General features: G+C 34.4%; 11 protein-coding genes. 8 read left to right on the top strand and 3 right to left on the bottom strand.

Annotation, left to right across the window (positions count from 1 at the left end):
* Window positions 1-84 precede the first annotated feature (84 nt).
* Window positions 85-2,112, bottom strand: coding sequence for an NADPH-dependent 2,4-dienoyl-CoA reductase (locus B8963_RS11985; RefSeq protein ID WP_084061771.1), 2,028 nt, complete (start codon window positions 2,110-2,112; stop codon window positions 85-87).
* A 265-nt stretch (window positions 2,113-2,377) separates the two neighbouring features.
* Here B8963_RS11985 and B8963_RS11980 point away from each other — a divergent pair, with 265 nt between their 5' ends.
* Window positions 2,378-3,253 (top strand): hypothetical protein, encoded by an 876-nt coding sequence (locus tag B8963_RS11980; RefSeq protein WP_084061770.1) that lies wholly within the window; start codon window positions 2,378-2,380, stop codon window positions 3,251-3,253.
* 101 nt (window positions 3,254-3,354) lie between these two features.
* Window positions 3,355-4,134, top strand: coding sequence for a hypothetical protein (locus B8963_RS11975; protein ID WP_084061769.1), 780 nt, complete (start codon window positions 3,355-3,357; stop codon window positions 4,132-4,134).
* Window positions 4,135-4,192: 58 nt separating this feature from the next.
* On the opposite strand, the gene B8963_RS11970 is transcribed toward B8963_RS11975, so the two are convergent.
* Window positions 4,193-4,591 (bottom strand): helix-turn-helix domain-containing protein, encoded by a 399-nt coding sequence (locus B8963_RS11970; protein WP_084061768.1) that lies wholly within the window; start codon window positions 4,589-4,591, stop codon window positions 4,193-4,195.
* A 352-nt stretch (window positions 4,592-4,943) separates the two neighbouring features.
* Here B8963_RS11970 and B8963_RS11965 point away from each other — a divergent pair, with 352 nt between their 5' ends.
* Together B8963_RS11965 and B8963_RS11960 are read left to right on the top strand one after the other, a co-directional pair.
* Window positions 4,944-5,420, top strand: coding sequence for a hypothetical protein (locus B8963_RS11965; RefSeq protein WP_084061767.1), 477 nt, complete (start codon window positions 4,944-4,946; stop codon window positions 5,418-5,420).
* 19 nt (window positions 5,421-5,439) lie between these two features.
* On the top strand, window positions 5,440-5,775 hold the full coding sequence (locus tag B8963_RS11960) for a hypothetical protein (protein ID WP_143312530.1): 336 nt from the start codon (window positions 5,440-5,442) through the stop codon (window positions 5,773-5,775).
* 159 nt (window positions 5,776-5,934) lie between these two features.
* Here the strand turns inward: B8963_RS11960 and B8963_RS11955 are convergent, their stop codons facing one another.
* Complete coding sequence (locus B8963_RS11955; protein ID WP_084061765.1) at window positions 5,935-6,675, bottom strand: arylesterase; 741 nt, start codon at window positions 6,673-6,675, stop codon at window positions 5,935-5,937.
* 27 nt (window positions 6,676-6,702) lie between these two features.
* On the opposite strand from B8963_RS11955, the gene B8963_RS11950 reads away from it, so the two are divergent.
* The 4 genes from B8963_RS11950 to B8963_RS11935 all read left to right on the top strand — a co-directional run bounded on the left by B8963_RS11950 (window position 6,703) and on the right by B8963_RS11935 (window position 12,335).
* Window positions 6,703-7,392, top strand: a complete 690-nt coding sequence (locus B8963_RS11950; RefSeq protein WP_084061764.1) for an ABC transporter ATP-binding protein — start codon at window positions 6,703-6,705, stop codon at window positions 7,390-7,392.
* 46 nt (window positions 7,393-7,438) lie between these two features.
* Complete coding sequence (locus B8963_RS11945; RefSeq protein WP_084062156.1) at window positions 7,439-9,934, top strand: ABC transporter permease; 2,496 nt, start codon at window positions 7,439-7,441, stop codon at window positions 9,932-9,934.
* Between the two features lie 123 nt (window positions 9,935-10,057).
* Window positions 10,058-10,657, top strand: coding sequence for a DUF6642 family protein (locus B8963_RS11940; protein WP_084061763.1), 600 nt, complete (start codon window positions 10,058-10,060; stop codon window positions 10,655-10,657).
* A gap of 190 nt (window positions 10,658-10,847) precedes the next feature.
* Window positions 10,848-12,335, top strand: coding sequence for a sensor histidine kinase (locus B8963_RS11935; RefSeq protein WP_084061762.1), 1,488 nt, complete (start codon window positions 10,848-10,850; stop codon window positions 12,333-12,335).
* Window positions 12,336-12,778 lie beyond the last annotated feature (443 nt).

Raw genomic sequence — 12,778 nt, 5'->3', positions numbered from 1 at the left:
TAATGTAGATTGATTGTTTTGTTGAAATTGAATTTAAAAGGCTATCCTTTTTGGATAGCCTTTTATATTAATTTAGAACTTGTATTAAATTTCTGTCGCTAACCTACACGCTTGATTTATGGCACGTTTAGCATCTAATTCTGCAGCAACATCTGCACCTCCAATAACATGCACTTTTATACCTTCTGCTTCAAGTGGTGCTGCTAATTCTTTAAAAGGCACTTGCCCCGCACAAATAATTACATGGTCTACCGCTAAAACTTTCTGAGTTTCATCTTGCATATAATGCAGACCTTCATCATCAATTTTGGTGTACTGCACATTATTAATAAATTGAACATTTTTATTTTTGAGTGTTGTTCTGTGAATCCAACCTGTTGTTTTACCTAAGTTCCCGCCAAATTTACCCTTACTGCGTTTAAACATAAAAATTTCTCTTGGTGATGGTGCAATTTGAGGCGAAACACCTTCAATTCCACTTCGAGCTTGTAGCGATTTATCAATTCCCCATTCTTTTAACCAAGCATTAATATTTAAGGCAGTACTTTCACCTTCGTGCGCCAAGTATTCCGACACATCAAATCCAATACCACCTGCGCCAATTACGGCAACACGTTTGCCAACTGGTTTTTTTAATTTTAAAACATCAATATAACTCAGCACTTTAGGATGTTGAATACCTTCAATTTTTGGAGTTCTAGGCGTTATTCCTGTTGCAAGTATAACCTCGTCAAAAATACCATTTTTTAAATTTTCAACACTAACTCTGGTATTTAATTTTACCGTTACTTGATGTTTTTCTAATTGTGTATTAAAATAACGAATGGTTTCATAAAACTCTTCTTTTCCAGGAATTTGCTTCGCCATATTAAACTGTCCACCTATAGCAGAATCAGCATCAAAAAGAGTGACCTGATGCCCTCTTTGTGCAGCAACGGTGGCTGCGGCTAAACCAGCAGGGCCAGCACCAACTACCGCAATTTTTTTCTTAAGCTCTGCCGGAAAGTAATTCAATTCTGTTTCATGACATGCCCTTGGATTCACCAAACAACTGGCCACTTTTTGTTGAAAAACATGGTCCAAGCACGCCTGATTACAACCAATACACGTATTTATTTCGTCCGATTGGTTAGTTGCTGCCTTATTAACCCATTCCGGATCTGCTAGAAAAGGACGAGCCATCGAAATTAAGTCCGCATGTCCTTCTGATAAAACTTGTTCAGCAGTTTCTGGCATATTTATTCTGTTTGAAGTTACTAATGGAATAGTAAGTTCTTCTTTCATTTTTTTGGTAACCCAAGTAAAAGCTGCTCTAGGTACCGATGTTGCTATAGTAGGTATTCGTGCTTCGTGCCAACCAATTCCAGTATTGATGATAGTAGCTCCAGCTTTTTCAATAGCCTTCCCTAAGGCTACCACCTCTTGCCAAGAGCTCCCTTTTTCTACTAAATCTAGCATAGACAAACGGTAAATAATAATAAAATTTGGTCCTACGGCTTCTCTGGTTTCTTTCACCAATTCTACTGGTAAGCGCATTCTATTTTCATAGCTTCCGCCATATAAATCTGTGCGGGTATTTGTTCTTTCAGTAATAAATTCATTGATTAAATATCCTTCGGAACCCATAATTTCAACTCCATCGTAACCCGCTAATTTTGAAAGTTTAGCAGCATTTACAAAATCACGTATAGTACGTTTTATGCCAGACTTTTTTAGTTTAAAAGGTTTAAAAGGGGAGATGGGCGATTTAATAGCTGAAGGAGCAACAGCAAACGGATGGTACCCATAACGCCCCGAATGTAAAATTTGCATACATATTTTACCATCTTCTTTATGAACGGCGTCTGTTATGACTTTATGATGTTTTGCGTGTTTTTTTGTACTCATGCGAGCTGAAAATGGTGCAGTCCAACCTTGAATGTTTGGTGAAATTCCTCCAGTTACAATTAAACCAACTCCACCTTTTGCGCGTTCTGCATAGTAGGTAGCTATTTTATGCAATCCATTTTTTTGCTCTTCTAAACCTGTATGCATAGAACCCATTATTATGCGGTTTTTCAGAGTGGTAAATCCTAAGTCTAAAGGTTCAAAAATGTGTTTGTACTTGGTCATCTCGTGGTGTTTTTTAAAAAAAAATACTATGCATGCATAATAAGAAGCAAGTTACATTTTTTTTGAATTAAAAATCTAGTAGTAGGGGAGTAGTTCATATTTTAGAAAATATCTTATAGAAATTGGTAGCTTGAAAGTTTGGATCAATAATAGCTAAAACATGAAATTATCATATCTTTAAGTGCGAGTTGAAGCATTAATATTGTATTAGTTTCTTGGGTTTGACATTAATGTAATTGAAATACGAGAATGCCTACTTATAAAAATGAAAAACACCTTATTTCAAAAAGTTTTTAAAAAATACCATCCAGCCTTTACGAGTATGGTAGTAATTAGCTGTGTGCTATTTGGATGTGCATCTAATAAAAAAGTAACACAAGAATCTGACATTTCGGACTTAGATAATAATATTATAGAACCCAGGAGAATTGATAATAATAAAAGTTTGTTGAATAATTTAGACTTAGATGATCATGGATACATAAGCTTAAATTCAGAACAAAAATTAGTTTTATCTAATAATGAAGATTCATTAGAGCAATTGAACCAACCAGTTGGTAACAACAGTAAAAGTCGAGTGGCGCATAAGATTGTAGAAAACTATTTAGCCAGTGATAATAAAGAGCCAAATGGACATTGTCTTGCGGTTAGTAAAAGCCGTTTTGAACAGGCGTATAAAGAGATTTATGGTCATTCTGTGTATCGTGATCTCCCAGAGTTTATGGCTACAAAAAATTATACTTCAAAGCAGGTATTTAATTTGCTCTATGCTTCAGCATCAGACACGCAGCCAGGTTGGAAAAGTCTTCCAGAAATCTATAGAGGAAAAGGTAATGCTGGTGCACTAGCCTATGCCGGAATGGGTACTTTGGTAGATTCTTTAGGTATTTGGAGTGGTAAATTACAACCAGGAGCACTTATGCAAGTTTGGCGTTTTAAGGCTGATTATGAACAAGTAGTACAAGGTGTGAATGTTGCAAAATTAGATCCTTACGGACATTCGTTTATATTTATCAGCTATGTTTACAATGACAAAGATGAAATTATTGGACTAAAAATTGCCGATCAAGGTTTTCAGAGTTACCGACCATTACTACCTAGAGATTATGAAGTTTGGTGGGCTGTAAACTTAACAATCTAGAAATAACTAATATGTGTTTATAAATTTAACATTTATGATGTAATTACTTCTAAAATAATACGTTACTATAGTATCATACAGCTCAAATCTTTTAAACCAATATGTTATTTACTGCACTTTTAGTTTCCTTAGGTTTATTGAATGATACTCCGTCATCTCCAGAAAGGGCGGTAGTTGTTCTTAATGATACGACCAAAGTAAATTCTATGGTTGAGAAAGTAAAAAGTAAAGAATGGACAGCAAAAGAGTCTGAAACTGATTTAGATAGTATTGCTAATTCATATGTAAATACAAAAGAAGCTGCTATTAAACTCCGTTTGAGCTTAAATGAAAATCTAATACAGGGCACAATTACTTTTGATGAGATAAGATCCTCATTTACCAATCAATTAGTTGATAAAATTATACCACATTGGTATGGAACCCCTTGGAGTTTTGGCGGACATACAACAATTCCAAACCAAGGTAAAATTGCATGTGGTTATTTTATATCAACCACCTTACGGGATATGGGTATCAAACTGAACCGATTTACTTTGGCTCAAAAATCACCAATAGATGAGGCTAAAATGATTAGTTGTGGTGAGGAAATAAACACAATTGTTCAAGAAACCCATGAAAAAGCATTTGAAGAAATAGATGAAATAACAAAAGAAGGGCTCTATTTTATTGGTTTTGATGAAGGGCACGTGGGCTATCTATTAAAGCGTGATGGCGAATTATTTTTGATTCATTCCAATTATCTAATTCCCATATCTGTTTGTATAGAACCGTTGAAAGAAGCCCGAGTTTTTAAACGTTATTCCAAATTTCATATTGTTGCAATATCACAAAACAATACGCTTTTACAACGTTGGTTAGACAATAGCACTGTAATGTAATACATAGTAAAAAACTAAAAGTACAAGCATTGAATTTATAAATTTAATTAACTCCTATTTAGTTAAGAGATGCTCTATGATCTTTAGGAGAATGTCCTACTTTTTGCTTGAAAAGGCGACTAAAATGCTGTGGATATTTAAAACCCAATTCATAAGTAATTTCAGATACAGATTTGTTTGAATCATAAACTTTTTCCTTTGCCACATCAATGAGTTTAATCTGAATGTATTCCTCAGCCGATTTTCCTGTTTCTTTTTTTACCAAATCTCCAAAGTAGTTTGGTGATAAATGTAATTGTTCTGCAAAATAAGCTACGGATGGTAGTCCATAAGATTTTGGTTTTTCCGACAAGAAATAGTCATTAAGTAAAACATCAAATTTTTCTAAAGCCCCTTTATTAACTATTTCGCGGGTAATGAATTGTCGATCATAAAACCGTAGACCTATAGTTAACAATACAGTAGTTTAAGCGGTGTGTGTTTATTTTTAATTAGAAATTATAGTTTTTTTAAAGATTCAAATATATTCATCAACTTAACAATGTTTGTTGTATTATTTTTGTTAAAATATCGAGCAAATTATTGAAACGATTTTCATCCTAAGTTTAACATTGCTAAACCACAGAACAAAATAAGAAATGCTTCTTCTAATATTACTTTTACTTTTATCCATGCTGATCATAGGCCTTTACTTCCTATTTCGATTAATAAAATGGATTCTAAAAAAGAAAGTGAGAAGTATCTGGGCATTGGTTTTATTAACTCTAGTGGCTTTGTCATGGCTGATTAAGTTTGCGTTTTTTACAAAAATGGAGTTTATATCCTCTAAAGTATACCCAGATTTATACTTGGTTAAAAATCCTGTTAACAATAAAGACTCTATTCATAGCGCCATAAAAAGAATGGTGCTAGAAAAAGTGAATAATGAGTTTTTAACTGAGAATATTACACTAGAATTTTTGCAAAATAGGGGAGTGCCCTACCGTTTGCGTTTTTATGAATACTATACAGGCACGCCTATCTTTGTTCCTTTTGGCGAGGCAGGCACAACACATTTTATTGAGCACGAGGAAGATCCAGGCGGATTTAGTAGTGAAGAAATATCCAATTATAATGCCTATCGTATTGCAGAATTCTATTTAAAATATTGTGATTCAGATAGCCTAAATTTTGTGGGAACAATTGATTATTATCAAAATTGGGAAATCATTAAAACCGATACCATACTGAATCAATGTAAAATTAATACAGCTAAAGTACCTGCCGATACAATAGTAGAAGAGTAATTAAGGATAAACTAGTACTATGAAGATTTTAAAACAAATACTTGGCTATGTCCTGTGGATAATGCTCTCATTTATATACGCTTTTATCTATATGCGCATAGTTCTAGGGGCAAAAAGGAATACTGGCTTGAGTGTCTATTTTAATTGGGTATACGATTTAGCCTTATTTCAAGTCGGTGCTATATTAGGTGGAATAATTGCCTTTTTATTTGTGTTGATTGATATTGGCTACCTGAAGAACAAGCTTAAAAATCATACTAGTAAAAATGTCATTCGCTTTCTAGTGCTTGTAGGTGTTTCCTTGGTGGTGGTTGTAAGCCATTATTTGTGCGAAAAAGTATTTGATATTATTTAGAATTAAAATATGCGCGAATAACCAACTTGAGCTTTGAGTGAGCTTTGTAACTTTTAAATAAACTTTATTGTGATAGATAACCAAATTGGGAGATCCAGTTTTCTCAAAGTATCATAAGTTTCGCCTGTATAGCACAAAGTAAATACAACTTTCAACCCTTTAAAGCAAAGGCTGTAAAACCTCCCAAACCGTATGGGCTACAATTTGGTGACCTTCAACAGTTGGGTGAATACCACCTTTTTGATTCAAGGCTTTAATTCCTCCCACATCTTTGAGTATAAATGGAATAAAGTCAAGGTTATTTTGTTGTGCTAAATCGGCATACAATTGTCTGAATTCTGTGGTATATTCTTGTCCCATATTTGGCGGTAATTCCATACCAGCAAGAATGATGGTCGTTTTCGGGCTTTTTTGTTTTACGATATCTATTATCGCCTGAAGATTAGCTCGTGTTTCTGATAATGGCACTCCACGCAAACCATCATTGGCTCCTAATTCTAATAAAAAAATATCTACCTTTTGATTTAATACCCAATCAATTCGGCTTTTACCACCAGCCGTAGTTTCACCACTTAAACCAGAATTAATTACCGTGTAATCCAATTGTAACGCATCTATCTTTTCTTGTAATACGCCAGGATAAGCATCTTCACTATCCTCTAAACCATAACCAGCCGTAATACTATCTCCAAAACATAAAATTGTCTTGGTACTATTGGTAGTCGTTTTGGTTGGTGTTGTTTCTTCTTTTGATGGAGTAGCATCGGTTTGGGTATCTTTTTTGGTTTCACCGCAGCTGAGAACCAGTAGTGCTATGATAAAATAACAAAACTTTAGGAATTTATGAACCAATGGAGTTGGTAAAATTGCCATCAATTGCCTATTTTCAGCTTTGGACATAAGTGTCGTTTAAATTATAGTTTATATATGTCAAAGATATTAAAGATAACTGGGTTAGAAAAGACCTATACTAGTGGGAATAAAGAATTGACCGTATTACAACATATTTCATTTGAGGTTGAAAAAGGACAAACTTTTTCTATTATTGGACCTTCAGGAAGTGGAAAAACAACCTTATTGGGTCTATGTGCCGGATTGGATAATCCTAATGCAGGTACTGTAGAACTTTGCGGTCAAGATTTAAGTACCTTAAACGAAGATGAACGCGCTCAGTTACGAAATAAAGAAGTGGGTTTTATTTTTCAAAACTTTCAATTACTCCCTACACTTACCGCACTTGAAAATGTGAGCGTTCCACTAGAGCTGCAAGGCGATAAAGAAGCTACCAAAAAGAGCATGACTTTATTGGAAAAAGTGGGACTCGCAGATCGTTTTGATCACTATCCTTCACAACTTTCTGGAGGTGAACAACAACGTGTGGCATTAGCAAGAGCCTTTGCTAATGCGCCTACTATTTTATTTGCCGATGAACCTACGGGTAATTTAGACGAAGAAACAGGCGAAAAAGTCATTCAGCTATTATTCGATTTAAACAAAGAAACGGGCACCACTTTGGTGATTATTTCGCATGATTTAGATCTAGCTAATAGAACCCAACAGATTTTAAGACTTAAAGGAGGTCAAATACTAACCAATCTACCTACAGCAGTATCATAGGTTTATCTCTACACGCATGAATCAACAGACCAAATGGCTTTTTAAAATGGCTTGGCGCGATGCCAAAGCAAGTAGGGTGCGATTGTTATTGTTTATGGCATCTATTGTGTTAGGTATTGCCGCAGTAGTTTCTATTCAACTTTTTAGCACCAATTTAAAAGACAACATTCAACGGCAATCAAAAGCCCTAATGGGTGCCGATTATATTATAGACAGTAGACAGGTACCCAACGAACGTGCTCAAGCAATTATCGATTCGCTACAACCCGATGCTTACGAAGTGAACTTTGTTTCTATGATTGCTTTTCCAAAAAATAGCGGTACCAAATTAGTAAAAGTACGTGCCTTGCAAGGCGATTTTCCTTTTTATGGGACTTTAGATACCGAACCTAGTTCTGCAGCAGCAAGTTACCAAACATCAGGTGGTGCGTTAGTTGATGCTACTTTAATGCTTCAGTTTAACATACAAGCAGGCGATACCATAAAAGTAGGCGAGCTAAAACTACCTATTGCAGGGGCTTTAAAAGCAATGCCAGGTACTACTGCCATTTCAACTTCTGTGGCGCCTCCAGTACTAATTCCTAATCGGTTAATTAATGAAACTGAATTATTACAATTCGGTAGTCGTAAGGAATATCAATATTTTTATAAGGCATCTGATACATTAAACCTAACGAAGTTCGAGCGTAAAATAGGGCCGATGCTCGATAAAGAGAATGCAGATTTAGATACTCACACCAGCACCAGTCGACGTTTAGGAAACAGGTATGATAATGTGGGTAAATTTTTAAATTTAGCGGCTTTTATCGCCCTATTGTTAGGTTGTATTGGTATTGCAAGTTCTGTTCATATCTACATTAAAGAAAAACTAAAATCCATCGCGGTTTTAAAATGTATGGGCGCTTCCAGAAAGCAAAGTTTTTTAATCTTTTTAATCCAAATTGCAGGGATTGGTATTTTAGGCGGATTCATAGGTTCCTTAATTGGCGTAGCGCTTCAAGAACTATTTCCTTATCTATTGCAAGAATTTCTTCCGTTTACGGTGGAAATTAGTATATCAGCACAACCTATATTTATGGGCATTTTTCTTGGCTTATTTATGTCTGTTTTATTTGCCTTATTACCCTTGTTAAGCACTTGGTATGTATCGCCTTTAGAAGTATTGCGCGTAAACGATCAGGCATCAAAAAGCCCTAAAAAATCACAACTACTCGTTTATACAGCCATTTTAATTTTTCTGTTTTTATTTTCTTTTTGGCTGTTGCAGAATGCACTTTATGCCTTAGGTTTTGTGGCGGGCACCGTGCTAACTTTTGCAATATTAGCGGCGATTGCCATAGGGTTTATGAAATTTGTTAAAGCCTTTTTCCCTAAAAGTTTTGGGTATACTACACGGCAAAGTCTCTTAAACCTATTCAGACCTAACAACCAAACTGTAGTATTGGTAGTTGCTATTGGTTTGGGTACCTTTTTAATTAGCACCTTATATTTTACTAAAGACATATTATTATCAAAAACCGAAATAGGGCAGAGTACTGAAACTGCCAACATGATTATTTTAGATGTGCAAAGCAAACAACGTGAGGCGGTAGAAGAAAGCCTAACACGCAATAAGCTACCCGTACTTACCACCATTCCGCTCGTTACCATGCGAATGCATAAAATAAAAGACCAATTGGTGAACGATATGCGTCAAGATTCTACACGCGAAGTTCGGGGTTGGATTTTAAATCATGAATTTAGAACCACTTACCGCGATACTTTACTCGATTCAGAAGAACTTATCGCTGGGGAATGGATTCCAAATCTTAAAAAGAGCGATCCAGTGGTGATTTCTATCTCCGATAATTTAGCAAATGACGCTAAAGTAGGTATTGGCGATGTTATTGTATTTAATGTACAAGGTGTTCTGATGGAAACCACAGTTGGGAGTATCCGTAAAGTAGATTGGGGACAATTACAGTTAAATTTCACCATTGTTTTCCCTAAAGGCGTGTTAGAACAAGCACCGCAGTTTAATGTCATTACCACCACGGTGCCCGATGAAGCTGGTTCCGCAAATTTACAGCGCGATTTAGTAGCACAGTTCCCCAATGTTACCGTTTTAGATTTACGACAGGTATATACCATTATAGAAGATATTTTAGATAAAATTTCATGGATTATTAATTTCATGGCCTTTTTTAGTATCCTTACGGGGATTATTGTTTTAATAGGGTCCGTTCGTACTAGTAAATACCAACGGATTAAAGAAAGTGTGCTGCTCCGAACCTTGGGCGCTAAAAACACTCAGATTTTGAAAATAGCGGCTCTAGAATATGTATTCTTGGGCTTGTTAGGGAGTTTAGTAGGTATTTTATTGGCTTTAGTAGGTAGTTTCTGTTTGGCTTTATTGGTGTTTAAAGCGCCTTTTGTGCCTTCGCTAATCCCTTTTATGGTGTTTTTACCAGGGATTACGCTCTTGGTTTTGTTGATAGGTTTGAGCAATATTCAAACGGTATTGCGAAGCTCGCCACTAGAAGTGCTGCGGAGAGAAGGGTAGAGGTGTGTTGGTTTACTAAACATAGGAGGGAAGTTAATGTGTAAACGGAATAGAATTTAATTCGAAAACGCTAAAAAAATAAAAGAGTTACAGTAATTTTGTGGCATATTCAAATCCAGAAACTTGCTAGAAAAAAGACCACAAGTACCTCTAGAACAAGCTAATGATACAGAGTGTTTTATTTATTGTTTAGAAGGTGTTGCCGATATAGAAATAGACGAAGTTACCGAGGCTCAAGAAAACTTGGAGCAATTGGCCATGAACTATGGCATTGCCAGTATCTATAAAACATGCGATACTATTGAAGGTTTAGAAGATAGCCTAAACGCACTGGTTTTAGATGATCATAATTTTAAAGACTATGAAATCATTTACTTGGTGATGGCTGGTGAGGCCAATAGCATTTGCCTAAATGACTACTACTATAGCTTGCAAGAAATAGCGGAGCTATTTGAGGGACGATTAAAAGGAAAAATTTTACACTTCTCCAATGCAAAAATTCTAGATTTAGACGAAGAGGAAGCACAATACTTTTTAGACATCACCAATGCAAAAGCTATTTCTGGCTATGGGAATGCCTATAATGGACTTAGTAGCGCCAAATTAGATATGCTATTTTTTAACTTATTTAAAGATGATGATGATATGTTTGATGTTGTAGAAGAATTGCACCAAAGACATTATAATGCGTGCAAATTACTTGATTTTAGATTGTATTATTAAAATTGTAGCTTCCTAAGAAATACCAGCTTCAAACCATATTACAAAGTTGGCCATGAGAACATCTTCTATGCTTACATCTTTTAACAAACAATAAGATATCTCAATAAAAAATACTAAATTGGAAGTGCAGAGATCATACGAACATTTTTTTGATCCAAATCTTTTAACTTAACATATTTATAGCGCTTTTATGGATGTTATTAATTTTAGGTACTTAATAACGGTTGTGTTTGCCTCAATTTTTGGTGTTTTCGGTATTTACCATCTAATCTCATATCTTGTTTTAAGGCATAAAATATTATTCTACTATTTTATTCTAATATTCGGATTGACTTTACATTGGAGTCTTTCTCTTATTATTAAATGTTCTTACAATGATTTAGTTATACGAATCGCTGATAAAGCAACACTAACTACTGCAATGATTTCAACTTTTGGTCTTTTGATGTTTACCAAAAGTTACCTTAACATAACGCCAAATAACTACCTTACATTATCAAAAACTTATAAAGTATTTGGGGTCATTATAATTGGCTTGCCTATATTACATATTTCAAACAATGTAATCACTAAAATTGAATGGTTAAATAGTTCTTTAATAATGTTTGCTGCCCTAATGGCTTTATCAACAACACTTCTCAGCCTATTTTCAGGAATACGATTGTATAAAGTAGAAAAATTCAATAAGTATTATTTGTATTGCTACACACCTTACTTGATAGCATCAATTGTTTATGTAGTTTCATGGTTTACTCAGAAATATTTCAATTTCGATGGAGACTTTGTAATACTAATGACTTCAATTCTTGTAACTTTTCAATTAATTTTATTCTCCATTTTAATTAGCTACAAGTATAAATTTATTGAAGAAAATACTATAAAAATACAGGTTGATGCGAATAAAAAACTTATTACAGAAGTTGAAAAACAGACAAAACATTTAAAAGTAGCCAAAGAAGAGTTGGAGTTTAAAAATGAGGAACTCGAAAAAGTAAATAAACTTAAAAATAAATTATTCTCACTACTCGCCCATGATGTAAGAGGACCGCTTAATAATATAGGTATAATTATTGAAATGATAGAAAGTCAGTTAGTGGAAAGCGAGCTAAAAGAGATTACCAAAAAATTAAAAAATGAAGTATCCGATAGAATTTCCATGGTTAATGTGCTTCTCGATTGGTCATACAGGCAATTAGATGGGGTAACTTTAGACAAAAAAATATGCAATTTAGATACATTATTCCATTTGCTACAAAAGGAGTTTAAAAGAATGGCTGACGAGAAAAGTATAGAAATAGAACTTTCTATTTCTTGCACAGAACTCTTTGTTGACGAAAATATGCTAAAGGTTATTCTTCGTAATTTAATCTCTAATGCAATTAAATTTAGTGAAAAAGGTCAAAAAATAATACTATCCTCTAAATGCACAACTGAAATTGTTGAAATAGGCGTTAAAGATTTTGGATTGGGAATGAAAACTGACTGGCAAAATTCATCTGAAATCAATAGCGGACCAAAGGTAAGGCAAGGTACTACTGGAGAAAAAGGAACTGGATTTGGTTTAATGATAGTCAAAGATTTTGTAGAAATGAATGATGGTGAAATCCAGTGTATAAGCGAAATAAATAAGGGTACGGAATTCATCTTACGTTTTAAAAATTCAGTGGATGTGCTGTAAAATTGTACTAAAAGTTTATCCAGCCTTGAATTGATGTTTCAAGACACTATTTTAAAGTATTTATTGAGTTTCAATTTTTAAAATTCTAAATCCACGAGAATCGCATATTTGAAAATTTCTGGACAAAAGCGCTATTTCGCTAATTGTTGTTAAATGTACTATAATGTTCCGCGTGGCGCCTGTCCTGAGCTTAGTCGAAAGGTAACTTGAGCTTTGGTTACGGCATAAAAATAGAAGGTCTTGTAGTTCTTCTATTTTTTGAGCGAGTTGTTGCAGTGGCAAAGTTGATACTACTTTTTTTATAAAAAAATTAATCCTAAAAGGTTCTTCTACAATTTTAATGACATCGACGAAGGAGATGCATGAATACGTTTAAAAAACAATAAGCATACAATGAATAAACACTCTTTTTATGCGACGACGTAGGAGGGAAGCATAATGTG

This window comes from Cellulophaga tyrosinoxydans, assembly GCF_900176415.1.
Taxonomy (GTDB): Bacteria; Bacteroidota; Bacteroidia; order Flavobacteriales; family Flavobacteriaceae; genus Cellulophaga; species Cellulophaga tyrosinoxydans.
Note: the sequence above shows the minus strand (reverse complement) of the source record. Positions and strands in the feature narration are given on the sequence as shown.